A 23350-nucleotide genomic window follows, 5' to 3' on the forward strand; every position below is an offset into this window, starting at 1 on the left:
GCTCGCCGAGCCCGACCATCCGGATGTCGCGTGCGTAGAGGGAGAACGTGCCGCGGTTGGCGTAGTACGACGGCTTGGCCTGCATCACGACGCTCGCGCCCTCGACGAGCGGCGGCTGGAGGCCGTCGAACAGGACTCGCGAGCAGGTCACCGGGACCGAGATGTCGGCGACGGAGTCGCGCAGGGTCAGGAAGACCGTGCCCACGCCGGGGCGCCGGCTCACCTGGGCCACCTGGCCCTCGACCCAGATCACGCCGAGACGGTCGATCCAGCCGGCGACCGCGTTGGCGATCGACCGGACCGGTGCCGGCTTCTCCAGCGAGGTCTCCAGGGCCACGGCACGACCCTATTTGATGGGCCCGACAAACCCGTCGATCGGCGGTGTACGCCGCGCCGAGGGCGGCGTACCGTCACCGCATGAAGCGGCTCCTCCCGCCGTGCGCAGCGCTGCTGGTCGCCTGCGCGTCGGTCGTCCTCCCCGTCGTCGGCCCGCCCACCGCCTCCGCCGCGGTCTCCTGTGTCTTCAACCGGCACGAGTACCCCTCGGCCTCGATCCCCGACCAAGGCACCGCGACCACCACGATCGACCTGGCGCCCCTGATCCCGGCCGGCGAGAAGGTCGTGGACCTCGACGTCGGCGTCCGGATCGACCACGGCTTCATCGGCGATCTCGCGATCTCCCTGGAGTACGCCGGCGAGAAGGTCGACCTCTCCTCCGGCAACGGAGGGAGCGAGCACTCCTACGGAGGGACGGCGCCGGCGCTCTTCGACGACGCGGCTGCGGAACCGATCACGTCCGCGACCCCGCCCTACCTCGGCACCTACCGGCCCGAGGAGTCGCTCGACGCCTTCGATGACCTGAACCCGCGCGGGGTCTGGACGCTGCGCGTGGCGGACCAGGCCGCGGGGGACAGCGGCGCCGTCTACACGTTCGCGCTCTTCGTCACTACCGACTACTGCGAGGACACGGACAAGGACGGGCTCAAGGACCCCTACGACCAGTGTCCGACGGTGAAGGGGCCGGTCCCGGGCGGGTGCCCCGCCCGGAACCGGGTCGTCACCCTCGGCTACAACGCCACGGTGAAGGAGTTCCGCGGCAAGCTGAGCTCGTCGACCGAGACCCGCTGCGCCGCAGGTCAGCCGGTGCGGATCTATCGGGCGCTCAGCGGCGCCGACCAGCTGATCAGCCGGACGCGAACCGACGGGACGGGCGTCTACAAGGTCCCGAGGGTGAACCCGCTCGGCACGTACTACGCCGTGGCGCCCAAGAACTACCTCGAAGGGGTGGCGACGTGCAGCCGCGCCCAGTCGGCCAACCTGGTGCGCTGAGGTTCCTTCGGTGAGGTCTCAGAGCCCGCCGAGGTAGGCGTGCACGAGGGGGACCACCGAGGAGCCCTCGCCGCTCGCTGCGGCGACCCGCTTCATCGACCCCGCCCGGATGTCGCCGACCGCGAAGACCCCCGGCACCGTCGTGCTGAGGCTCGGGGGCGGGACACCGTCGTGCCACGCCGCCGCCGGCACCTCGCGACCGGTGAGCACGTAGCCCCGGTCGTCGCGGGCGACCGCGACGGGGAGCCAGTCGCTGTGCGGCTCGGCGCCGAGCAGCAGGAAGAGGCCGCCCGCCGGCACGGTGTCCTCGCTGCCGTCGCGGCCGTCGCGGAGGGTGAGCCACTCCAAGCGGCCGCCGCCCCCGCCGTCGACGACCTCCGTGAACGGGCGCACGGTGATCCGGTGGTGATAGCTGATCTCCTTGATGAGGTACGACGACATCGTCGCCTCGAGGCCGTCGCGCCGGACGACGATCGTCACCGACCGGGCGAAGCGGGCCAGGTGGAGGGCAGCCTGCCCGGCGGAGTTGCCGCCGCCCACGACCACCACGTCGACGTTCTCCATCTCGCGGGCCACCGACATCGCGCTCCCGTAGTGGACCCCGAGCCCGACGAGCGCCTCGAGGGCCTCGACGCCGAGCTTGCGGTAGGTCACCCCGGTCGCCAGGACGACGGCCCGCGCGTGCAGGTCGCCGCCGTCGGTGTGGAGGACGTGCGGTGCCCCGTCGACCCCGGGCGTCAGGCCGGCGACCTCCCAGCCGGTGAAGAAGCGGGTGCCGAACCGGAGCGCCTGGCTGCGGGCGCGCTGTGCCAGTCGCATCCCGGAGACGCCGCGCGGGAAGCCGAGGTAGTTGCGGATCATCGAGCTGGTGCCGGCCTGCCCGCCGATGGCCTCGGCCTCGACCGCGACCGTGGACAGGCCCTCGGAGGCGCCGTAGACGGCCGCAGCGAGGCCCGCCGGGCCGGCGCCGACGATGCAGAGGTCGACGATGGTGGTGGCGCCCTCGGGGTCGATCGAGTCGGGGCGACCGTAGATCAGGGCGGCGACGTCGCGCACCGTCCGCGGCGCGATGACGCCGCCGCGGATGTGGCTCACCAAGGGGTACGACGGCTCGGTGCCGTGGGTGCTCCGCCACGACTGGGTGACCGCGACGCCCGCGGGGGAGTCCGGGCTCACCGTGGCACTCGGCATGCCCATCCGGGCGAAGAACTCACGGATCCCGACGGCGAGCGGGTCCCCGGGCTCGGCGACCACCTCGGCAGTCGTGACCTCGGGCGCGGCGACCGTCGATCCCCAGTCGGAGAGCAGCTCGCACACCGCGGTGTGGAACTCCTCGTCCCGCAGGCCGCGCGGCATCAGCTGGAAGGCGTCGTACTTGCCGGTGACCAGGCCGGGACGCAGGGCCTCGGCGTCCTCGAGGAACACCTCCCAGTGCGCGGCGACGAGGCGGCGCGCGGTCGGGACCACGACGCGCCACCGGTGCAGCGCCACGAGGAGCGGCGCGTCGGCGAGCCGGCTCTCGGTGACGAACAGGGAGACCTGGCGTCCGTCCTCGACGAGGTGCTGGGCGAGCTCCTCGGCCTCGGCTGCGGTCGAGACCGAACGCAGGTCGTAGTCGCGCTGGTAGCGACCGAACTCGTCGCGCAGGAAGTCCGAGCGCTCCGGGGACACGAGGATGATCGCGGGATGGCGCCCTTCGGGCTGCGCTGCCTCTGGCACCCGTGCAGTATGGCGGGCTGCTGGGTGCGCGGGGCAGAGTATCGACCATGGATGGAGTCGCCCTCGTCGTCGGGGAGTCGCTGGTCGACGTGGTCGAGGCGGCGGACGGCAGCGTCGTGGAGCGGCCCGGCGGCAGCGCCGCCAACGCCGCGGTCGCGCTGAGCCGGCTGGAGCGGCCGGTGCTGCTGGCCACCTCGTTCGGCCCCGATGAGCGGGGCCGCCTGGTCTCCGACCACCTCGCGGCCAGCGACGTCGTCCTGGCCACGCAGCCCCACGTCGTCGCGCGGACGTCGGTCGCCCGGGCTCGGATCGACTCCTCGGGCGGGGCTTGGTACGACTTCGACGTCGCGTGGCACCTCGGGCCGGTGACGATCGAGGACGTCCGGGTGCTCCACGTGTGCTCGTTGGCGCCCCTCCTCGACCCCGGGGCCGAGGTCGTCTGGGACCTGGTCGACCGGCTGGCGGCGACCGCAGTGGTGACCTACGACCTCAACCTGCGGCCGGCGATCACCGGGACCGGTCCGGAGGTCCTCGCACGGATCAACCGACTGATCGGGCGCGCCGACCTGGTGAAGGCGTCGGAGGAGGACCTCGCCGTCTTGTGGCCCGATCTCGACGAGGAGCACGTCGTGGAGCACCTGCGCGACCTCGGGTCCCGCAACATCGTGATCACCAAGGGCGCCGAGGGTGCGCGCTGGTCGTGGGGACGGCGCTTCGGGGACCGGGTCACGGTCCCCGCCCTGCCGACGGAGGTCGTCGACACCATCGGGGCCGGCGACACCTTCGGCGCCGGTCTGATCGACGCGCTGTGGGACCACCTGCCCGCGCGGCTCGCCGACCTGACCGTCGAGGACCGCACCGCCGCCCTCCACCACGCCGCCGCGTGCGCCGCCGTCACGGTCTCCCGCGTCGGCGCCGACCCGCCCCGCCGCACCGACCTGTCCTGAAGAACTGAGCGCAAGAAGCTTCACCAGCGGCGGAATGTCTCAATGGGCGCATCGATGGGTCCTTGGCCTGATGGGTGCGTGGACGCTCATGGTCGCTGGGGCCGTCGTCTTGATCGGCCGACAGACGGCGGCCAAGCCCGGGGCCTGGCCGGACAACCCGTGGGAGCACGAGCACCCGGTGATCGAGGTCGGGGAGGGGGATCGGGGCAAGATCTTCGCGTTCCTCGGCGCCGACGTGGTCGGGGTGAAGGCGTCGACGAGTCGTACCGGCTGGTGGTCGACGGGCTGCCGAAGAAGCTGCGCCCCGAGGGGTGGGACGGCTGAGCCGTCGGGGCTGAGAGAATCACCCCCGTGCGGCTCCGGATCGACCTCGCCTACGACGGCACCGACTTCAAGGGGTGGGCTGCGCAGCCGAACCTCCGGACCGTGCAGGGCGAGCTCGTCGGAGCCCTCGCCACCGTGTTGCGGCGTCCCGCCGACGAGATCCAGGTCGTCTGTGCTGGGCGCACCGACGCCGGTGTCCACGCGCGCGGGCAGGTGGCGCACCTCGACCTGCCGGTTGGCCTGGGGCTGGCTGAGGACCTCGACCAGCTGGCCCGCCGGGTCAACGGCGTGCTCGACCGCGACGTGCGGGTGCACCGGATCGCGGTCGCCCCCGACGGCTTCGACGCCCGCTTCGCTGCGCTGTGGCGCCGCTACGCCTACCGGATCGCCGACGACCCGGTGGCGGTCGACCCGCTCCGCCGGCACCACGTGCTGACCTGGCCGCGACGCCTCGACCTCGACGCGATGAACGAGGCCTCGGCCCCGCTGGTCGGGCTCCACGACTTCGCGTCGTTCTGCAAGCAGCGGCCCGGCGCCACCACGATCCGCACCCTGCTCGACCTCTCCTGGGAGCGGGACGAGGCCGGCGTCGCCGTCGGCACGGTGCGGGCCGACGCGTTCTGCCACTCGATGGTCCGGGCCCTGGTCGGCTGCCTGGTCGCGGTCGGTGAGGGCCGTCGGCCCCCGGAGTGGGCGCACCAGATGCTCGTCGCGGCGCAGCGCGACCCCGCCGTCCACGTCCTGCACGCCCACGGGCTCACGCTCGAGGAGGTCGCCTACCCCGACGACGCCGACCTCGCCGCGCGGGTCGTGCTGACGTCGGCCGTTCGCGAGTCGGTGGGGGGCACCGAAGGATGACCGACGACCAGGACCACTACTTCAGTGCCGACCCGGCCGCGCCGTTCCAGCGCGCGGCCGTCCGCGCCGACGTCTGGGGACACGAGCTCGCGCTGACCAGCGGCTCCGGCGTCTTCGCGCAGGGCCGTGTCGACATCGGGACGTCGGTGCTGTTCCGTGAGACCGAGCCGCCGACGGGCGGGCGGGTGCTCGACCTCGGCTGCGGGTACGGCGTCATCGGACTCGCGGTCTGCGCCGCCGCGCCGACCGCCACGGTGACCGCGGTCGACGTCAACCGGCGCGCGGTGCTGCTCGCCCAGGAGAACGCCGAGACCCTCGGGTTCGCCGACCGCTACCGCGCCCTGACGCCCGAGCAGGTCCCCGTCGACGAGACCTTCGACGAGATCTGGTCCAACCCGCCGATCCGGATCGGCAAGGCCGCGCTCCACGACCTGCTCCTCACCTGGCTGCCGCGGCTCGCGCCCGGCGGTCGGGCGGTGATGGTCGTGGGCAAGAACCTCGGCGCCGACTCGCTCCAGCGCTGGCTCGGCGAGCAGGGCTTCCCGACCGCGCGGCTCGCGAGCGCGAAGGGCTTCCGCGTGCTGGAGACCGTCCGCGCTACGGAGTGATCGCCATCGCGAGCAGTCGGGCGGCCTCCGGATCGGAGACGGTGGCGCGCTTCCAGAGCGCCAGCAGCAGGTCGGACGCGGTGCCGGGCAGGTCGACGACGCCGGCCCCGGGCCCGATGTCGATCGGACCGGCCTCGACGTCGGTCGGCAGCAGCCGCAGGGTGCCGGGCAGCGGAGCGGTCCGCTCGAGGCGCACCTGTCGGTCGTAGAAGATCGTCGCCACCTCGTCCACGCCGTCCCACGCGACCTCGGGCGCCACCGTCCACTCGTCCTGGCGCTGCTGCGACGCCAGCGCGTCGTACAGGTGGATCAGCGTCTCGTGCACCTGCCGCCGCCGCCAGAAGCCCGCGACCTGCTCCGGCCCGAAGGTCCACGCGGTCGCTTCGACCGGGGTGCCGAGGAGGACGGTGACGAGGTCCCGCGCCGACGCCTCGTACCACCGCGCCAGCGCTACCTGGTCCGTCGGCGCCGGTGTCGGCTCCCCGCGGGCGTCGCCCACGACGACCGCGTGCGCGGCCCACTGGTGGACCCCGCCGAGGTGGTCGGCCAGGTCGCGCAGGGTCCAGTCCGGGCAGGCCGGCACGGACGCGTCGAGGTCGCCGTCGGCGAGCACGCCGGCGAAGCGCGCGGTGGCCTCGCGCAGCAGGGGCATCCAGTCCATGCGCAGATCCTGTCAGCCGTCTTGCCAACGCGGCTAACGTCGGCGCATGACGACCGAGATCACCGTCCGCGGCTCGTTCTCCGCCTTCCAGCCTCCGGAGCGCGCGACGGTCCGCGCGAGCCTGGCCTTCGAGGGCCCGCAGATGCAGCCCGTCTACGACCGAGTCGTCCGTGACCTGGAGGCCGTCAAGGCGTCGGTCTCCGAACTGCACGACCCCGAGCGCGGCCCGGTGACCTGGTGGGCGACCAAGCACGTCGCTACCTGGTCGAACCGTCCCTGGAACCAGGACGGCAAGCAGCTCCCGCTCGTCCACCACGCCAGCGTCGGCATCGAGGTGAAGTTCCGCGACTTCTCGGCCCTCACCCGCTGGGTCGGTGGCCACGTCGAGCAGACGCCGGGCTTCACCCTCGACGGCGTCGAGTGGGCGCTGACCGAGGTCCGACGCCGCGAGCTCGCTCGCGACGCCCGCACCCGCGCGGTGCGGGACGCTGCCGCACGCGCCCAGGAGTACGCCGACGCGCTGGACCTCGGCCCGGTGCGACCGGTCGCGCTCGCGGACGCCGGCATGCTCAGCGAGGGGCTGCATCCCCAGGCTCACGCCGAGATGGCGTTCTCCCGCGGGATGGCGAAGGACAGCGCAGGCGGTGAGCTCGCGCTCTCGCCCGACGACATCGAGGTCGCGGCCGTGGTCGACGGCCGCTTCGTGGCCGGCTGAGGGTCGCGGCCAACGACGTAAATCCGTCGCGGGAGGTCGGTCCTTACCGCAGAATCGTCGGTTGTGGGTCACGTAGAGGTCGCCGGGGTCCGGTACGAGCTGCCCGACGGGCGGGTGCTGCTCGACGACGTCGCGTTCCGCGTCGGCGACGGAGCCAAGGTCGCGCTCGTCGGAGCCAACGGCGCCGGCAAGACGACCCTCCTCAAGATCATCACCGGCGAGCTGGTCCCGCACGCCGGCGCGGTGACGCGCAGCGGTGGCCTGGGGGTGATGCGGCAGATGGTCGGGGCCGGCCTCGGGGACGAGCCGACCGTCGCCGACCTGCTGCTCTCGATCAGTCCCGAGCGGGTGCAGGTCGCGGCCGCCGAGGTCGACCGCTGGGAGCAGGCGCTCATGGAGGTCGACGACGAGAAGACCCAGCTCGCCTACGCGCACGCGCTCGCCGAGTACGCCGACGCCGGCGGCTACGACCTCGAGGTCACCTGGGACGTCTGCACCGTCAAGGCGCTCGCCCTGGCCTACGACCGCGCGAAGTACCGCGAGCTGCGCACCCTGTCCGGCGGTGAGCAGAAGCGGATCGTGCTGGAGTACCTGCTCGCCGGCCCCGACGAGGTGCTCCTCCTCGACGAGCCCGACAACTACCTCGACGTCCCCGGCAAGATCTGGCTCGAGGAGCGGATCGCCAGCTCGGACAAGACGATCCTGTTCATCAGCCACGACCGCGAGCTCCTCGCCAACACCGCGACCCGGGTGGTGACGGTCGAGCTCGGCGCGTCGGGCAACCTCGTCTGGACCCACCCCGGTGGCTTCGCCAGCTATCACGAGGCCCGCAAGGACCGGTTCCTCCGCTTCGAGGAGATGCGCCGCCGCTGGGACGAGGAGCACGCGAAGCTCAAGGCGCTGGTCCTCCGCTACAAGATCAAGGCGGAGTACAACGACGGGCTCGCCAGCCAGTACAAGGCGGCCCAGACCCGGCTCCGCAAGTTCGAGGAGGCCGGTCCGCCGATCGAGCAGCCGCGCGAGCAGCAGGTCTCGATGCGGCTCTCGGGCGGCCGCACCGGCAAGCGGGCGGTCGTGTGCGAGGACCTGGAGCTGACCGGGCTGATGCGGCCCTTCGACCTGGAGGTCTGGTACGGCGAGCGGGTCGCGGTCCTGGGCTCCAACGGGTCCGGCAAGTCCCACTTCCTGCGACTGCTGGCCGCGGGCGGGTCCGACCCGGACGTCGAGCACAAGCCCGTCGGGGAGGTCGTCGTACAGCCCGTGCGCCACGCGGGCGTCGCCAAGCTCGGTGCGCGGGTCCGGCCCGGCTGGTTCGTGCAGACCCACGAGCACCCCGAGCTGGTCGGCCGCACCCTGCTGGAGATCCTGCACCGCGGTGACGGCGCGGCCAACGGACGCCAGGGGATGGGGCGCGAGCAGGCGAGCCGGGTGCTCGACCGCTACGAGCTGAGCGCTGCCTCCGAGCAACGTTTCGAGTCGTTGAGCGGCGGCCAGCAGGCCCGGTTCCAGATCCTGCTGCTCGAGCTCTCGGGCGCGACCCTGCTGCTCCTCGACGAGCCGACCGACAACCTCGACGTGGCCTCCGCCGAGGCGCTCGAGGAGGGTCTCGAGGCGTTCGACGGCACCGTGCTCGCGGTGACCCACGACCGGTGGTTCGCCCGTGGCTTCGACCGCTTCCTGGTGTTCGGCGCCGACGGCGGCGTCTATGAGTCCGATGATCCCGTGTGGGACGAGCAGAGAGTGGTGCGAGTGCGATGACGATGAAGGTCTGGGAGATCGACGTCTTCGACGACGACCAGCTGCGGGCCTGGCTCGACGTGGTCAACACCGTGGACCTCTTCGAGCGCGGCGACGCCTCCACCCCGTGGACGTTCCCCGAGCTCGCCGTCGGCGCGCGGGAGCCCAGCAAGGGCTGGAGGACCGTGCGGCTGTCCGGCTCGGTCGACGGTGTCGTGGTCGCGGCGGGCCAGGTGCAGATGCCGCTGCTCGACAACCTTTCCTCGGCAGAGGTCGAGGTCAACGTCCTGCCCGAGCACCGGCGGCAGGGGCTCGGCACCGCGATGCTCGAGGCCTGCGAGGCGATCGCGAAGGAGCACGGCCGGTCGCGCTTCGACGCCATGTGCGCCTGGCCGTACGACGGCCCGGCCGACGGGGCGGGCACCTCGGGCGTCGAGTTCGCGCAGCGCTACGGCTACGAGTTCGGGCTGGGAGACGTCCAGCGGGAGGTCACCCTCCCCGTCGACGAGGCGGTCCTCGCCGAGCTGGCGGCCGAGGCGGCGGCGGCCGCCGGTGACTACGAGCTGCGCACCTGGAGCGGCCCGTTCCCCGACGACGAGCTGTTGCTGAGCTATCTCGAGGTGGCGTCCAAGCTCATCACCGAGGCGCCCACCGGCGACCTCGACTACGAGGACGAGGCGGTCGACGTGGAGGCCCACCGGATGCACGAGGAGGTCGTGGCCAAGCAGGGGCGGCTGAAGTTCACGACGGTTGCGCTCGCCCCCGACGGGAGCGTGGCGGCGTACACCGACCTGATGGCGCCGACCCACCAGACCACCCACGTCTACCAGTGGGGCACCCTCGCCAGCCGTGCCCACCGCGGCCACCGGCTCGGCCTCGCGGTCAAGATCGCCAACCTGCAGGCCCTCCAGGCGACCGGTGCCTACGACGGTCGGCGGCTGGTGACCTGGAACGCCGAGGTCAACGAGCACATGATCGGCATCAACGAGCGGATGGGCTTCCGGCCGGTCGCCCGCGCCGGCGAGCTCCAGAAGAAGATCGAGCTGGACGGCTGATGGGCGCCCTCGACCCGGACGTCCGGATCACGGCGGTCGCACCGAGCGACGTCGCCGCCATCGAGCAGTGGGTGCACCTGACCACGGCGGTCGTCGAGCACGAGGTCGGCGACTCCGCGGCGATGTGGACGGTGCCGGAGATGGTCGCTGCGGTCCAGGACCCGCCCGAGAACCGCCACGAGCTGCTGTTCCTCGGCACCGTCGGCGACGACCTGGTCGCGACCGGCTGGATCACGCTCTCGATGATCGACAACCTGTCCGGCGCCGACCTCTACGTCGGGGTGCTGCCCGAGCACCGTCGACGCGGCCTCGGGTCGGCCGTCCTCGCGCATCTGGAGGAGGTCTGTGCCGAGCGCGGTCGGACCCGCCTCGGCGGCGTCACCGACTGGCGGTACGACGGACCGCCCGACGGGTCGGGCACGTCGGGCGTGGAGTTCGGACGCGCCCACGGCTACGCCTTCGGCCTCGGCGAGGTGCAGCGCGAGCTCGCGCTCCCGGCTGACGCGGACCTGCTGGAGGGCATGGCCGCGGCAGCGGCGCCGTACCACTCCGCCTACGAGCTGCGGTCCTGGACCGGGCCGATCCCCGACGACCTGCTGCAGAGCTATCTCGAGCTGTCGACGCGGCTGGCGACCGAGGCGCCGGTCGGGGACCTGGAGCGCGAGGACCACGTCGTCGACCTCGCCGACCACCGCAAGAGCGAGCAGGTCCTCGCCGAGCAGCAGCGCGTCCCGTGGCACACCGTCGCGCTCGACGCCGACGGCGCCGTCGTCGCCTACAGCGACCTGGTCGTGGGTGCGACCGACCCGAAGTGGATCCACCAGTGGGGAACGCTCGTCGACCCGGCCCACCGCGGCCACCGCCTCGGGGTCGCGGTCAAGGTGGCCAACCTGCTGGCGTTCCAGCGCGCGTGTCCCGGGGAGCGCCGCCGGATCCTCACCTGGAACGCCGAGGTCAACGCCCACATGATCGCCATCAACGAGCAGATGGGCTTCCGCCCCACCGCCCGCGGCGGCCAGCTCCAGAAGAAGCTCTGCTGACCCGCCGAGTCGCCCATCTTGCGGGGCCGAGTCGCCCATCTTGCGGGGCCGAGTCGCCCATGTCTGAGGAAATCCGAGGCTGCGTCTCAGCGCTCTCACAGGCTGGCTCCGCAGGCTTGCCGGCATGACGATCTCCGCACCTCCGTCGTACCAGCAACTGCCGCCCCCGATCGCACCGCCGCCGCCCCCGGGAGCTCCGCGCCCGCGTCGCGGCGGGTTCGCGGCCGCGGTGATCGCGGGCGCGCTGGTCGTCGGTGGCGGTGCGGGACTGGGCGGCGCGGCGTTGTGGTCCGTGCTCGACGGCCCTGACGGTGGGGCCGGAAGCAACGGCAGTGGTACGACGTCCGCGCCGCTCCAGGTCGCCAACACCGCCGACGACACCGACGGCCCGTCCCCGCAGGGCAGTGTCGAGGAGGTGGCCCGCACCGTCCTCCCGTCGGTGGTCGCGCTCGACGTGACCGCCGGCGGGACGGGCGGCAGCGGGTCGGGCGTCGTGCTCACCGAGGACGGACTGATCCTCACCAACGACCACGTCGTCACGTTGGGTGGCGCAGCGGACGCCGCCACCGCTGAGGTGACGGTGTCCTTCTCCGACGGCACGACGACGACGGCCGAGGTCGTCGGCACCGACCCGCTCACCGACACCGCGCTGGTGCAGGCCCAGGACGTCTCGGGGCTGACCCCGATCACGATCGGCCGTTCCAGCGACCTGGACGTGGGGGAGCAGGTCGTCGCCGTCGGCTCGCCGTACGGCCTCGACGCGACCGTCACCAGCGGCATCGTGAGCGCGCTGGACCGCCCGGTCGAGGTGGCGCGTGACGAGAACGGCGACACGACCGCCTATCCCGCGATCCAGACCGACGCCGCGATCAACCACGGCAACAGCGGCGGGCCGCTGGTGAACATGGACGGTCAGCTCGTCGGCATCAACGCCTCGATCCGCACCGCGGACGGCAGCGACGAGTCGGCCGGGTCGATCGGCATCGGCTTCGCCATCCCGATCGACGAGGTCACCCCGATCATCGAGCAGCTCCGCGCCGGCGAGACCCCCACCCACGCGCGGCTCGGCATCCAGGTCGGCACCAGCGAGGACGGCGCCGGGGCCGTCGTACGGGAGATCGAGAGCGGGTCGGCCGCCGCCGACGCCGGCCTCCGCGCCGGCGACGTCATCACCCGCATCGACGACCACGTGATCGCCGACTCGGGCTCCCTCGTCGCCACGATCCGCTCCTACCGCCCCGAGGACCAGGTGACGGTCACCTACCTGCGCGGCACCGACGAGCAGACCACCCGGCTCTCCCTCGGCTCCGACGCCTCCTGACGGCCGGAGCGGGTCCAGCCCCGCGACTTGCCTGGCTTGCGGGGATGAGTTGCCGAGGTTGCCCGGTCGAGTTGCCATCCCCACTGGCGATTCGACCCGGCAAGCCAGGCGATTCGACCCGGCAAGCCAGGCGATTCGACCCGGCAAGCGGGGCGATTCGGCGAGATCAGACCTGTCGGTCGCGACCTTCCCAGTACGGCGCCCGGAGCTCGCGCTTGAGGACCTTGCCGGTGGGGTTGCGGGGGAGGGCGGGGACGACGTCGACGGACTTCGGGCACTTGTAGTGCGCGAGCCGCTCGCGGGTCCACTCGATGAGGTCCTCGCCCGTCACCTCGACGCCCTCCTTCAGCGCGACGAACGCCTTGACCGACTCGCCCCACTTCTCGTCGGGGACGCCGACGATGGCGACCTCGAGGACCGCGGGGTGCTCGGAGAGGACCCGCTCCACCTCGGGGGAGTAGATGTTCTCGCCGCCGCTGATGATCATGTCCTTGAGGCGGTCGGAGACGAAGAGGTAGCCGTCGGCGTCGAGGTGCCCGATGTCGCCGGTGCGGAACCAGCCGTCCTCGGTGATGACCTCGGCGGTCGCCTCGGGCTTGTTGAGGTAGCCCTTCATCAGCTGCGGCGTCCGGAGCCAGATCTCGCCGGCCTCGCCGGTCGGCAGCTCGCCGAGCGAGCCGGGCTCCACGATCCGCACCTCGCAGCCAGGGATGGCGCGCCCGGCGGAGAGCAGCCGCTCGGGGTGCCCGTCGGCCTCGGCGTTGCGGTGGTCCTCCGGCAGCAGGTGGGTGGCGACCCCGGACACCTCGGTGAGGCCGTAGACCTGCATGAAGTCGGTGCCGGGCCACGCCGCCATCGCGGCGCGCAGCAGCGGCGGCGGCATCGGCGCCGCGCCGTAGGTGTAGACCCGCAGGGCGCCGAAGAGCTTGATGGCGTCCGGGCCGGCCTGGAGCACCTGGGCGAGCACCGCCGGCACGAGGAAGGTGCAGGTCGCTCCGGCGAGGATCGCGCCGGCGAGCGACCCGGCGTCCGGCTCGCGCGTCATCACGCTCGGGACGCCGTCATGGATGCCGAAGAGGACGTACGACGAGCCACCGACGTGGAACAGCGGCATCGCCACCATGGACTTGCTGCCCTCGGGGAAGGCCCAGCCGTCGTGCGAGAAGACCGTGTGGCTGACCATGTTGCGGTGCGTCAGCATGACGCCCTTGGGGTGACCGGTGGTGCCCGAGGAGTAGAGCACCAGGCAGACGTCGTCCTCGACCACGTCGGGCCCGTCGTCGCACGGCGTCGACGCGGCGAGGAACGCCTCGTACTCGTCGCCCTCGGCACCGTCCGGCGTCACCGTGATGATCTTCTCGACGTGGGGCAGCCGGTCACGGATCGCCTCGATCGTCGGGAGCAGCTCGGCGCCCACGAACAGGATCCGGGCGCCGGAGTCATTGACGACGTAGTCGACCTCGTCGCCGGCCATCCGCCAGTTGATGATCGCGTTGGCGGCGCCGATCGAGCCGGCCGCCATGCTGATCTCGACGCAGGCCGGGTGGTTCTTGTCGAGGAACCCGACGACGTCGCCGCGGGCGATGCCGAGCTCGCGGAGCCCGCCCGCCGCCCGGTGCACCCGGTCGTGGAGCTGCGACCAGGTCCACGTGCGCCCCAGGTAGCTCATCGCCTCCCCGTCGGGGTTGGCCTCGGCCCAGTGGTTGAGCCGGTCGTCGACGTACGTCGGCTCCGGAGGCAGGGCCGGGGGCCAGGAACGATGGGCGGGTGCGGCGACGTCGGTGTCGGTGCTCATCCGCCGGATTGTGGCCTACGCCACACCTCGGCACAACGACCCTGGCGGTACTTGCCCGAAAAAGCGCACGACCCCGGCCGCCGGGCCGGGGTCGTGGAGCAGAGCAGGCAGGTCAGGCCCAGCGCTCCGCGGCGGGCACGAAGTCCAGCTTGCGCTCGCCGGTGTAGATCTGCTTGGGCCGGGCGATCTTCTGCTCCTTGTCCTGGACCAGCTCGAGCCACTGGGCCAGCCAGCCCGGGGTGCGGCCGATCGCGAAGAGGACGGTGAACATCTCCGGCGGGAACTCCAGGGCCTCGTAGATGAGGCCGGAGTAGAAGTCGACGTTGGGGTAGAGCTTGCGCTTGACGAAGTACTCGTCCTCGAGCGCGATCTTCTCGAGCTCCTGGGCGACCTCGAGCAGCGGGTTGACCCCGGTGACCTCGAAGACGTCGTCGCAGGCCTTCTTGATGATCTTGGCGCGCGGGTCGTAGTTCTTGTAGACCCGGTGCCCGAAGCCCATGAGCCGCTCGTTGCCGGCCTTGACGCCCTCGATGAACGCGGGGATCTCGGACTTGCTGCCGATCCGGCGCAGCATCTTGAGGACGGCCTCGTTGGCGCCGCCGTGGAGCGGGCCGAAGAGCGCGCCGATGCCGGCGGACACAGCCGAGTACGGGTCGACCTGCGAGGAGCCGACCGAGCGCACCGCGTTGGTGGAGCAGTTCTGCTCGTGGTCGGCGTGCAGGATGAAGAGGGTGTCGAGCGCCTTGGCGATGCGCGGGTCGGGGTCGTACTTGACCTCGCTCATCTTGAACAGCATCGACATGAAGTTCTCGGCGTACGACAGGTCGTTGTCCGGGTAGACGTAGGGCTTGCCCTGCGCGTGACGGAACGCCCACGCACCGAGGGTCGGCATCTTCGCGATCATCCGGATGATCTGGATCTGCCGGTTGTCGGGGTCGGAGATGTTGGCGGCCTCGGGATAGAACGTCGACAGCGCGCCGACGGACGCCATCAGCATCCCCATCGGGTGGGCGTCGTACCGGAAGCCCTGCATGAAGGCCTTCACGTTCTCGTGGACGAACGTGTGGTAGGTGATGTGGTGCACCCAGTTGTCGTACTGCTCCTTCGACGGCAGGTCGCCGTGCACCAGGAGGTAGGCCACTTCGAGGAAGTTCGACTTCTCCGCCAGCTGCTCGATCGGGTAGCCGCGGTACTCGAGGATCCCGGCCTCTCCGTCGATGTAGGTCACGGAGCTGCGGCACGAGGCGGTGTTGACGAAGCCGGGGTCGTAGGTGGCGAGGCCCGGGGTGTCGTCGTTGAGCTTGATCTGCCCGAGGTCGGCGGCCTTGATGGTGCCGTCGGTGATCGGGATCTCGTACTCCGCGCCGGTGCGGTTGTCGCGAACGGTGAGAGAGTCAGTCACGCTCTGCACCGTAGTCCAGTCCCTCACGCGTCGGAACCCGGCGTCCCGCTCCGTGGTGCATGCGGCGGATGACTCCGCCGGCCACGAGCGCGAGCGGGAACATCAGGACGCCGTAGACCGCCGCCGGCACCGCGAGCGTCTCGCTGTCGAGCACGCTGATCGCCACCGCGATCGCGAGGGTGCTGTTGTGGATCCCGACCTCGAACGCCGAGGAGAGCGACTGGCGCTCGTCCACTCCGGCGAGGCGGGGCAGCACGTAACCGAGGGTCAGGCTGAGGGCGCAGAACAGGGTGGCCGGCAGCCCGATGTCGGCCAGGTAGTCGGCCAGGTTCTCGCGCTCGGCGAGCAGCGCCCCGCCGATGACGAGGGCGAGCACGACCGCCGACGCGATCCGCACGGGCTTGTCGGCGCTGTCCGCGAACCCGGGTGAGGAGCGGCGGACGAGCATCCCGATCGCGACGGGCACCAGCACGATCGCGAAGACTTGCGCGGTCTTGGTGAGCTGGAGCCCGACGTCGCCGCCCTCGGCGGGGTCGAAGTGGGCGATGGACAGGTTGACCACGACGGGGAGCGTGACCACCGCGATCACCGAGTTGACCGCCGTCAGGGTCACGTTGAGGGCGACGTCACCGCGGAACAGGTGGCTGAACAGGTTGGCGGTGGTGCCGCCGGGGGAGGCGGCCAGCAGCATCATGCCGACCGCGAGGATCGGGTCGAGGTCGAAGGCGGTCACCAGCCCGAAGCACACCAGCGGGAGGAGCAGCAGCTGGGCTGCGAGGGCGATCGCGACCGGCTTGGGACGTTGCCCGATCCTGCGGAAGTCCTCGATGGTCAACGACAACCCGAGGCCGAACATGATGACGGCCAGCGCGACCGGGAGCCCGATCGTCGTCAGTGCTGAGTCCATGGCTGCTCCCGCTCGTCCCTCGATTGGTGGATTCCCGCCCCTGACCGTAGTCTTGTCGATTGCGTCTTCTGCCGCTCCCGCTTGCGGGGGCAGTGTCCCGCCCGACGGCGGGGCCAGTGTTCGTCAGAAGACGCCGCGGCCGGAGCCTTCGGCCGTGTCTCCACGAACGACAGAAAGTGTTGCAGCCATGCGCACCTATGCCCCGAAGCCCGGCGACGTCGAGCGCCAGTGGCTCGTGATCGACGCGACGGACGTCCCGCTCGGTCGCCTCGCGACCACCGCGGCGAACCTCATCCGCGGCAAGCACAAGCCGATGTTCGCGCCCAACTTCGACGCCGGTGACTACGTCATCGTCATCAACGCCGAGAAGGTCTCGCTCAGCGGCAAGAAGCGGACCGACAAGATGGTCTACCGCCACTCGGGCTTCCCGGGTGGTCTGACCGCGACCCCGATCGGCGAGGTCCTGGACAAGGACGCCCGCAAGGCGATCGAGAAGGCTGTCTGGGGCATGGTCCCCAAGAACAAGCTCGGCCGTCAGATGCTGAAGAAGCTGAAGGTCTACACCGGCCCGGCCCACCCGCACCAGGCCCAGCAGGCCGTCCCCTTCGAGATCGCCAAGATCTCCCAGTGACTGAAGCGAAGGATCTGAGGAACACCGTGGCTGAGAACACCACCGACACCACCGACAGCACCGAGGTCGAGGAGACCTACGAGACCGACGACCAGGGCCTCGCGTACACCAGCGAGACCTCGCCGTCGGCCGCCGCCGTCGACGCTCGCCCGGCGACCATCGCCCCCGGCGCTGCCACCGGCCGCCGCAAGGAGGCCGTCGCCCGCGTCCGGGTCGTCCCCGGCACCGGCGNTCAACGGCCGCACGCTCGAGTCGTACTTCCCCAACAAGCTGCACCAGCAGGTCGTCAACGAGCCGTTCGCGGCCCTCGGCCTGGAGGGCCGCTTCGACGTCATCGCCCGCATCCACGGCGGCGGCATCACCGGCCAGGCCGGTGCGCTCCGCCTCGGTGTGGCCCGGTCGCTCAACGCGATCGACGTCGACGCCAACCGCCCGACCCTGAAGAAGGCCGGTCTGCTCACCCGCGACGCGCGGGCCATCGAGCGCAAGAAGGCCGGTCTCAAGAAGGCGCGCAAGGCGCCGCAGTACTCGAAGCGCTGATCCGATTCCGCAGATGCGGATCTTCGGCACCGACGGGGTCCGGGGTCTGGCGAACTCGTCACTGACGGGGGAGCTGGCCCTGGGCCTCGGCGTTGCTGCCGCCCGCGTGCTCGTCGAGCACGGCGGGCTCGGCAGCGGTCGTCCCCGGCCCCTCGCGGTCGTCGGGCGCGACACCCGGATCTCGGGCCAGTTCCTCGAGCACGCCGTCGTGGCAGGGCTCGCGTCGGCCGGCGTCGACGTCCTCCGGCTCCGCGTCCTCCCGACGCCCGGCGTCGCCTACTTCACCGACGCCCTCGGCGCGGACGTGGGCGTGGTCATCTCGGCGTCCCACAACCCGATGCCCGACAACGGCATCAAGTTCCTCGCCCGCGGCGGGGTCAAGCTCGACGACGCGCTCGAGCGCGAGATCGAGGAGCACCTCGACCAGGAGTGGGACCGTCCGACCGGCGCCGACGTCGGTCGCGTGACCCCCTACGGTCCGACCGTCGAGGAGTACGCCGCGCACCTGATCGGCACGCTCGACAAGCCCCTCGTCGGGCTCAAGGTGGTCCTCGACTGCGCCAACGGCGCTGCGAGCGAGGTCGGCCCCAAGGCGTTGACCGACGCCGGCGCCGAGGTGGTCGCGATCGGCGCGGAGCCCGACGGCCTCAACATCAACGACGGCTGCGGCTCGACCCACCTCGAGCTCCTGCAGAAGGCCGTCCTCGAGCACGGCGCCGACGCGGGCTTCGCCGTCGACGGCGACGCCGACCGGTGCCTGGCCGTCGACCACACCGGCACGATCGTCGACGGCGACCAGATCATGGCGATCCTCGCCCTCGGGCTGAAGGAGAGCGGCCGGCTCGTCGACGACACCCTCGTGGCGACCGTGATGAGCAACCTCGGGATGATCCAGGCGCTCACCGCCGCCGGGGTGACCGTCCGGCAGGCTGCGGTCGGCGACCGCTACGTCCTCGAGGACATGCGCGCCGGCGGCTACTCGCTCGGCGGCGAGCAGTCCGGCCACGTCATCATGCGCGACCACGCGACGACCGGCGACGGCGTCCTCACCGCGCTCCACGTCATGCAGCGGATGGTCCGCACCGGCAGCACCCTCCAGGAGCTCGCCGCGGTCATGACCCGGCTGCCGCAGGTGCTCGTCAACGTCCCCGGGGTCGACAAGGACCGGTGTGACGACCCCGAGCTGCTCGCCGCGGTCGCTGCGGTCGAGGCCGAGCTGGCCGGCACCGGCCGGGTCCTGCTCCGCCCCTCCGGCACCGAGCCGCTGGTGCGGGTGATGGTCGAGGCGCCGACCGCCGACCAGGCCCAGACCGTCGCCGACGGGCTCGCCGAGGTGGTCCGCCGCCGTCTCGCCCTCGAGTCGTCCGACTGAGAGTGACCTCCAGGTCACGCTGGCTCGGACGACCGGTCAGATCTTGCGGAGTCGCACGTAGCGGACCGAGTGGTCGGCGTCCTTGCGCAGAACGAGGGTCGCGCGGGACCGGGTCGGGAGGACGTTGTTCTCCAGGTTGGGCCCGTTGATCGTGTCCCAGATCCGGCGCGCCTCGTCGATCGCGACGTCGTGGGTGAGCTGGGCGTACTTGCCGAAGTACGAGTCGGGATCGCGGAACGCGGTCTCGCGCAGCTTGAGGAAGCGGTCGACGTACCAGTCGCGGATGTTGGCGACGGCCGCGTCGACGAAGATCGAGAAGTCGAAGAAGTCCGACAGGCCCAGCCCGGTCCGGCCGTCGCCACGGGCGCGAGCGGGCTGGAGGACGTTGAGGCCCTCGAGGATGAGGATGTCGGGACGCTTGATGGCGACCTTCTCGTCCGGCACGACGTCGTAGATCAGGTGGGAGTACGTCGGCGCGAGCACCTCGTCCTTGCCGGACTTGATGTCGACGACGAACTTCATCAGCGCCCGCCGGTCGTAGGACTCCGGGAAGCCCTTGCGGTCGAGCAGGCCGCGCCGCTCGAGCTCGGCGTTGGGGTAGAGGAAGCCGTCGGTGGTGACCAGCGCGACGTTGGGGTGGGCGGGCCAGCGGGCCAGCATCTGCTGGAGCACGCGGGCCGCGGTCGACTTCCCGGCCGCCACCGACCCCGCGAGACCGATGACGAACGGGGTGCGTGGGGGCGTCGCCCGGTGGAGGAACTCCTCCTGGGCCCGGTGCAGCGCGCCGGCCGCCTCGACGCGGAGGCTGAGCAGGCGGGAGAGCGGCAGGTAGACCTGCACGATCTCGTCGAGGTCGAGCGCCTCGCCGAGCCCGCGGAGCGCCAGGATCTCGTCCTCGGTGAGCGGGCTCTCCGTCTCGGAGGCCAGTGCCGCCCACGTCGCACGGTCGAGCTCGAGGTAGGGCGAGGACTCCCGGATGGACTCCTGGGGCTCGTCCCCCGGGCCGGGGCCGAGCGGCTCCGCCGTCGACATGACGGCGATTCTTCCAGCACGGTGTCCGTCCCGCGGTAGTGGCTGTCCTGGTTGGCCCCCGGGACGCCGTAGAGTGACCGGCCATGTGCGGGATCGTGGGCTACGTCGGGCCCCAGCGGGCGCAGGACGTCGTGGTCGACGGCCTCCGGCGGCTGGAGTACCGCGGCTACGACTCCGCGGGTGTGGCGGTCGTGCACGACGGGGTGCTGGCCGTCGCGAAGCGCTCCGGCAAGCTGGCCAACCTGGAGAAGGTCCTGGCCGACAAGCCGCTGCCTCCGGCCACGACCGGCATCGGCCACACCCGTTGGGCGACCCACGGGCCGCCCAACGACGCCAACGCCCACCCCCACACCGGGGGCGCGCGTCGGGTGGCGCTGGTCCACAACGGGATCATCGAGAACTACGCCGAGCTCAGGGACCGGATCGAGGCCGACGACCACGTCTTCCTCTCCGAGACCGACACCGAGATCGCGGCCCACCTGGTCGAGCTCCAGGTCCAGTCGGGCGTCGACCTGCAGGTCGCGATGCAGCGGGTGTGCCAGCAGCTCGACGGCGCCTTCACGCTGGTCGCGGTCGACGCGGAGGACCCCGGCAGGGTCGTCGCGGCGCGCCGCAACAGCCCGCTCGTGGTGGGCCTGGGCGAGGGCGAGAACTTCCTCGGCTCCGACGTCGCCGCCTTCATCGAGCACACTCGTGAGGCGCTCGAGCTCGGTCAGGACCAGATCGTCACCATCACCGCCGACGAGGTGACGGTCACCGACTTCTGGGGCAGCCCCGTCGAGCCGACCCGGTTCCACGTCGACTGGGACCTGTCGGCCGCCGAGAAGGACGGCCACGACTGGTTCATGCGCAAGGAGATCTTCGAGCAGCCGCGCGCGGTCGCCGACTCCCTCATCGGCCGACGCGGCGTCAACGGCCTGCTCCAGCTCGACGAGATGCGCCTGGCCGACGAGGAGATCCGCGACCTCGACAAGATCATCGTGATCGCCTGCGGCACCTCGTTCTACGCCGGGATGGTCGCCAAGTACGCCATCGAGCACTGGACCCGCACCCCGGTGGAGGTCGAGCTGGCCTCCGAGTTCCGCTACCGCGACCCGATCGTCGACAACACCACCCTGGTGGTCGCGATCAGCCAGTCCGGCGAGACCGCCGACACCCTGCAGGCGATCCGGCACGCCAAGAGCCAGGGTGCCAAGGTCCTCGCGATCTGCAACACCAACGGCTCCTCGATCCCCCGTGAGTCCGACGCGGTCATCTACACCCACGCGGGGCCGGAGATCGGTGTCGCCTCGACCAAGGGCTTCCTGACCCAGCTGGTGGCCTGCTACCTGCTCGCGCTCTACGTCGCGCAGGTCAAGGGCACCCGGTACGGCGACGAGATCGACGAGATCATGGGCCAGCTCGAGGCGATGCCCGACCACATCGACACGGTGCTCACGCGGGCCGACTCGATCTACGAGCTCGCCCGCGCCCACGTCGCCACCCGCTCGGTGCTCTTCCTCGGCCGCCACGCCGGCTACCCGGTCGCCCTGGAGGGTGCGCTCAAGCTCAAGGAGCTGGCCTACATCCACGCCGAGGGCTTCGCCGCCGGCGAGCTCAAGCACGGACCGATCGCGCTCATCGAGGAGGGTCTCCCGGTGCTGTGCGTGGTGCCGCCCCGCGGTCGCGACCAGCTGCACGCCAAGATGCTCGGCGGCATCCAGGAGGTGCGCGCCCGCGGCGCCCGAACGATCTGTCTCGCCGAGGAGGGCGACCACACGATCGAGCCCTACGCCGACGACCTGATCCGGCTGCCGCAGGTCCCCGTGCTGCTCCAGCCGCTCGTCGCGATCATCCCGCTCCAGCTCTTCGCCTGCGAGCTGGCGACCGCGCTCGGCCACGACGTCGACCAGCCGCGCAACCTCGCCAAGTCCGTCACGGTGGAGTAGGCGTGGGCGTCATCGGCGTCGGGATCGACGTCTGCGAGCTCGCCCGGTTCGCGGCGTCGCTCGAGCGGACGCCGGCGCTCGCCGTACGGCTCTTCACCGAGGCCGAACGGACGCTCCCGGTCGCTTCGCTGGCCGCCCGCTTCGCCGCCAAGGAGGCCCTGGCCAAGGCGCTCGGTGCCCCGCGCGGCATGGAGTGGCACGACGCCGAGGTGATCCGCGAGGAGTCCGGCCGTCCCGTGTTCGAGCTTCGCGGCACCGTCCTGGCGCAGGCGGAGGCCCAGGGGGTCACCCAGGTCCACCTGTCCTTGTCGCACGACGCCGGGATCGCGTCGGCGATGGTGGTCCTCGAGTCGTGACCGGCAGCGAGGGGGTCGACGCCGACGACGGCCTGCGTGGCCCGGTGGGCCAGCGGTTCGCGCACGCGCTGGCCGTCGCGGGCCAACGGCTCGAGCTCGACGTGCGCGGGCTCGACCGGGTCGACGACTTCTTCAGCAGCGTCGAGTGGATCGACCAGGAGTGGCGCGGTCGGCGGCTCACGGTCCGGGTCGCGACCTACGGCGCGGCCGGTACCACCACCGGCTACCGGTGGGTCGTGGTCCGGCTCGAGACCAAGGTGCGGCTGGGGCGCTGGGCCGACCCGGTGATGCGGTCCAACAGCCCGCTGGAGGGCATCTTCCTGCCCGTCACCCTCGATCCGGTCGGCGAGCAGGGCACGTGGGCCGACGACCCGGCCCTGTCCGAGGACCTCGGGGCGTACGCCGAGCCGATGCCGGAGGGTTTCGTCGCCCTCCAGGTCCGCAACGACGCGGTGCTCTGGCAGCTGCGGGCGTCGGCCATGGACGGGGACCGGCTCACGGCCGCGATCCTCCTGCTCGACCGGGTGGCCGGCTACGCGGAGCAGCACGACGCCGCGCTGTCGCAGCGCCTCGGCCGGGCGGCCGGCGTGACCGGGTGGCGCACCTTCGAGCTGGCGTTCGTCGTCCTCGTCCTGGGCGGGATCGCCGCGATGATCCTCGCCCCGTTCCTCCTCGCCTACCTCTTCTGAGGCGTCGTACCCGGCCTACATGTCGTGATTCGGCGAGAACGCGACAGGTAGGCCGGGTGCGATGGCGGCTAGCGTGGCCCCGTGATCCGAGCGCACACCGTCGCACAGGTCCGGGCAGCCGAGGCGGAGCTGCTGGCGCGGCTTCCCGACGGTGCGTTGATGCAGCGGGCGGCGCACGGCCTGGCCCATGCCGTCCTCGACCTGCTGGGCGGCGGTTACGGGCGCCGGGTGCTGCTGCTCGTCGGGTCCGGCGACAACGGCGGCGACGCCCTGTACGCCGGGGCGGTCCTCGCGCGTCGGGGCTCCTACGTCGAGGCCTGGCTGCTGTCGGACCGCGCGCACGCCGCCGGTACGACGGCGCTGCGCCAGGCCGGCGGACGGGGG

The 23350-nt window shown here is 71.7% G+C and carries 22 protein-coding genes and 1 pseudogene; 16 read left to right on the top strand and 7 right to left on the bottom strand.

Translation table 11 applies throughout. The annotated features are described in order from the left end of the window. On the bottom strand, window positions 1-337 hold a 337-nt coding region (locus H0487_RS23305), incomplete at its 3' end, for an exodeoxyribonuclease VII large subunit (protein WP_312855867.1). Between the two features lie 80 nt (window positions 338-417). Here H0487_RS23305 and H0487_RS08415 point away from each other — a divergent pair. Then, the gene (locus H0487_RS08415; protein ID WP_183093791.1) at window positions 418-1329 is read left to right on the top strand and encodes a proprotein convertase P-domain-containing protein; all 912 of its coding nucleotides are present in this window, start codon (window positions 418-420) and stop codon (window positions 1327-1329) included. 18 nt (window positions 1330-1347) lie between these two features. On the opposite strand, the gene H0487_RS08420 is transcribed toward H0487_RS08415, so the two are convergent. Further along, window positions 1348-3048 (bottom strand): NAD(P)/FAD-dependent oxidoreductase, encoded by a 1701-nt coding sequence (locus tag H0487_RS08420; RefSeq protein WP_183093792.1) that lies wholly within the window; start codon window positions 3046-3048, stop codon window positions 1348-1350. Window positions 3049-3095: 47 nt separating this feature from the next. Between H0487_RS08420 and H0487_RS08425 the strand changes: the two genes are divergently transcribed. The 3 genes from H0487_RS08425 to H0487_RS08435 all read left to right on the top strand — a co-directional run bounded on the left by H0487_RS08425 (window position 3096) and on the right by H0487_RS08435 (window position 5785). After that, entirely contained in the window at window positions 3096-3995 is a 900-nt protein-coding gene (locus tag H0487_RS08425) for a PfkB family carbohydrate kinase (RefSeq protein ID WP_183093793.1), read from the top strand. 351 nt (window positions 3996-4346) lie between these two features. Next, complete coding sequence (truA, locus tag H0487_RS08430; protein WP_183093794.1) at window positions 4347-5177, top strand: tRNA pseudouridine(38-40) synthase TruA; 831 nt, start codon at window positions 4347-4349, stop codon at window positions 5175-5177. Next, window positions 5174-5785 carry a class I SAM-dependent methyltransferase gene (locus H0487_RS08435; RefSeq protein ID WP_183093795.1) on the top strand — a complete coding sequence of 204 codons (612 nt, stop codon included), beginning with the start codon at window positions 5174-5176 and terminating at the stop codon, window positions 5783-5785. The genes truA and H0487_RS08435 overlap by 4 nt, the downstream gene beginning before the upstream one ends. Here H0487_RS08435 and H0487_RS08440 read toward each other — a convergent pair. After that, window positions 5775-6446 (bottom strand): maleylpyruvate isomerase family mycothiol-dependent enzyme, encoded by a 672-nt coding sequence (locus H0487_RS08440; protein WP_183093796.1) that lies wholly within the window; start codon window positions 6444-6446, stop codon window positions 5775-5777. The genes H0487_RS08435 and H0487_RS08440 overlap by 11 nt on opposite strands. 46 nt (window positions 6447-6492) lie before the next feature. On the opposite strand from H0487_RS08440, the gene H0487_RS08445 reads away from it, so the two are divergent. From H0487_RS08445 to H0487_RS08465, 5 genes are all read left to right on the top strand, one after another. Beyond that, window positions 6493-7161 (top strand): SIMPL domain-containing protein, encoded by a 669-nt coding sequence (locus H0487_RS08445; protein ID WP_183093797.1) that lies wholly within the window; start codon window positions 6493-6495, stop codon window positions 7159-7161. Window positions 7162-7224: 63 nt separating this feature from the next. Beyond that, on the top strand, window positions 7225-8919 hold the full coding sequence (locus tag H0487_RS08450) for an ABC-F family ATP-binding cassette domain-containing protein (protein ID WP_183093798.1): 1695 nt from the start codon (window positions 7225-7227) through the stop codon (window positions 8917-8919). Beyond that, window positions 8916-9953 (top strand): GNAT family N-acetyltransferase, encoded by a 1038-nt coding sequence (locus H0487_RS08455; protein WP_183093799.1) that lies wholly within the window; start codon window positions 8916-8918, stop codon window positions 9951-9953. The genes H0487_RS08450 and H0487_RS08455 overlap by 4 nt, the downstream gene beginning before the upstream one ends. Next, a complete protein-coding gene (locus tag H0487_RS08460; RefSeq protein ID WP_183093800.1) occupies window positions 9953-10993 on the top strand; it encodes a GNAT family N-acetyltransferase in 1041 nt (346 codons plus the stop codon). Before H0487_RS08455 ends, H0487_RS08460 begins: the two co-directional genes overlap by 1 nt. Before the next feature lie 124 nt (window positions 10994-11117). Next, window positions 11118-12314 carry a S1C family serine protease gene (locus H0487_RS08465; protein ID WP_183093801.1) on the top strand — a complete coding sequence of 399 codons (1197 nt, stop codon included), beginning with the start codon at window positions 11118-11120 and terminating at the stop codon, window positions 12312-12314. 166 nt (window positions 12315-12480) lie between these two features. Here the strand turns inward: H0487_RS08465 and H0487_RS08470 are convergent, their stop codons facing one another. The 3 genes from H0487_RS08470 to H0487_RS08480 all read right to left on the bottom strand — a co-directional run bounded on the left by H0487_RS08470 (window position 12481) and on the right by H0487_RS08480 (window position 16535). Beyond that, window positions 12481-14109, bottom strand: coding sequence for a long-chain-fatty-acid--CoA ligase (locus H0487_RS08470; protein ID WP_183093802.1), 1629 nt, complete (start codon window positions 14107-14109; stop codon window positions 12481-12483). 112 nt (window positions 14110-14221) lie between these two features. Next, on the bottom strand, window positions 14222-15511 hold the full coding sequence (locus H0487_RS08475) for a citrate synthase (protein ID WP_183093803.1): 1290 nt from the start codon (window positions 15509-15511) through the stop codon (window positions 14222-14224). Further along, window positions 15504-16535: a bile acid:sodium symporter family protein gene (locus tag H0487_RS08480; protein WP_312855869.1), complete on the bottom strand. Its 1032-nt coding sequence runs from the start codon at window positions 16533-16535 to the stop codon at window positions 15504-15506. The genes H0487_RS08475 and H0487_RS08480 overlap by 8 nt, the downstream gene beginning before the upstream one ends. A gap of 70 nt (window positions 16536-16605) precedes the next feature. On the opposite strand from H0487_RS08480, the gene rplM reads away from it, so the two are divergent. The 3 genes and pseudogenes from rplM (at window position 16606) to glmM (ending at window position 18961) form a co-directional block, all read left to right on the top strand. Beyond that, on the top strand, window positions 16606-17049 hold the full coding sequence (gene rplM, locus H0487_RS08485) for a 50S ribosomal protein L13 (protein ID WP_183093805.1): 444 nt from the start codon (window positions 16606-16608) through the stop codon (window positions 17047-17049). Window positions 17050-17075: 26 nt separating this feature from the next. Continuing rightward, a pseudogene (gene rpsI, locus H0487_RS08490) lies at window positions 17076-17589 on the top strand (30S ribosomal protein S9). Between the two features lie 13 nt (window positions 17590-17602). Further along, a complete protein-coding gene (gene glmM / locus H0487_RS08495) occupies window positions 17603-18961 on the top strand; it encodes a phosphoglucosamine mutase (protein WP_183093806.1) in 1359 nt (452 codons plus the stop codon). Between the two features lie 36 nt (window positions 18962-18997). Here glmM and coaA read toward each other — a convergent pair whose 3' ends face one another. Then, a complete protein-coding gene (gene coaA / locus H0487_RS08500; protein ID WP_183093807.1) occupies window positions 18998-19993 on the bottom strand; it encodes a type I pantothenate kinase in 996 nt (331 codons plus the stop codon). 83 nt (window positions 19994-20076) lie between these two features. Between coaA and glmS the strand changes: the two genes are divergently transcribed. From glmS to H0487_RS08520, 4 genes are all read left to right on the top strand, one after another. After that, window positions 20077-21921, top strand: a complete 1845-nt coding sequence (glmS, locus tag H0487_RS08505; RefSeq protein WP_183093808.1) for a glutamine--fructose-6-phosphate transaminase (isomerizing) — start codon at window positions 20077-20079, stop codon at window positions 21919-21921. A 2-nt stretch (window positions 21922-21923) separates the two neighbouring features. Beyond that, window positions 21924-22277: a holo-ACP synthase gene (locus H0487_RS08510; RefSeq protein WP_183093809.1), complete on the top strand. Its 354-nt coding sequence runs from the start codon at window positions 21924-21926 to the stop codon at window positions 22275-22277. After that, a complete protein-coding gene (locus tag H0487_RS08515; RefSeq protein WP_183093810.1) occupies window positions 22274-22966 on the top strand; it encodes a hypothetical protein in 693 nt (230 codons plus the stop codon). The genes H0487_RS08510 and H0487_RS08515 overlap by 4 nt, the downstream gene beginning before the upstream one ends. A gap of 81 nt (window positions 22967-23047) precedes the next feature. Beyond that, a partial coding sequence (locus H0487_RS08520; RefSeq protein WP_312855868.1) for an NAD(P)H-hydrate epimerase occupies window positions 23048-23350 on the top strand: 303 nt, incomplete at its 3' end.

Origin of the sequence: Nocardioides stalactiti (assembly GCF_014180715.1) — a bacterium.
Classification (GTDB): Bacteria; Actinomycetota; Actinomycetes; order Propionibacteriales; family Nocardioidaceae; genus Nocardioides; species Nocardioides stalactiti.

Excerpts from the sequence above, each read along its gene's own strand:
- H0487_RS08470 (WP_183093802.1), bottom strand. The coding sequence starts at position 14,109 with ATGAGCACCGACACCGACGTCGCCGCACCCGCCCATCGTTCCTGGCCC.
- H0487_RS08465 (WP_183093801.1), top strand. The coding sequence starts at position 11,118 with ATGACGATCTCCGCACCTCCGTCGTACCAGCAACTGCCGCCCCCGATC.
- H0487_RS08425 (WP_183093793.1), top strand. The coding sequence starts at position 3,096 with ATGGATGGAGTCGCCCTCGTCGTCGGGGAGTCGCTGGTCGACGTGGTC.
- H0487_RS08445 (WP_183093797.1), top strand. The coding sequence starts at position 6,493 with ATGACGACCGAGATCACCGTCCGCGGCTCGTTCTCCGCCTTCCAGCCT.
- H0487_RS08440 (WP_183093796.1), bottom strand. The coding sequence starts at position 6,446 with ATGGACTGGATGCCCCTGCTGCGCGAGGCCACCGCGCGCTTCGCCGGC.
- H0487_RS08415 (WP_183093791.1), top strand. The coding sequence starts at position 418 with ATGAAGCGGCTCCTCCCGCCGTGCGCAGCGCTGCTGGTCGCCTGCGCG.
- coaA (WP_183093807.1), bottom strand. The coding sequence starts at position 19,993 with ATGTCGACGGCGGAGCCGCTCGGCCCCGGCCCGGGGGACGAGCCCCAG.
- rplM (WP_183093805.1), top strand. The coding sequence starts at position 16,606 with ATGCGCACCTATGCCCCGAAGCCCGGCGACGTCGAGCGCCAGTGGCTC.
- glmS (WP_183093808.1), top strand. The coding sequence starts at position 20,077 with ATGTGCGGGATCGTGGGCTACGTCGGGCCCCAGCGGGCGCAGGACGTC.
- glmM (WP_183093806.1), top strand. The coding sequence starts at position 17,603 with ATGCGGATCTTCGGCACCGACGGGGTCCGGGGTCTGGCGAACTCGTCA.
- H0487_RS08435 (WP_183093795.1), top strand. The coding sequence starts at position 5,174 with ATGACCGACGACCAGGACCACTACTTCAGTGCCGACCCGGCCGCGCCG.
- H0487_RS08460 (WP_183093800.1), top strand. The coding sequence starts at position 9,953 with ATGGGCGCCCTCGACCCGGACGTCCGGATCACGGCGGTCGCACCGAGC.
- H0487_RS08455 (WP_183093799.1), top strand. The coding sequence starts at position 8,916 with ATGACGATGAAGGTCTGGGAGATCGACGTCTTCGACGACGACCAGCTG.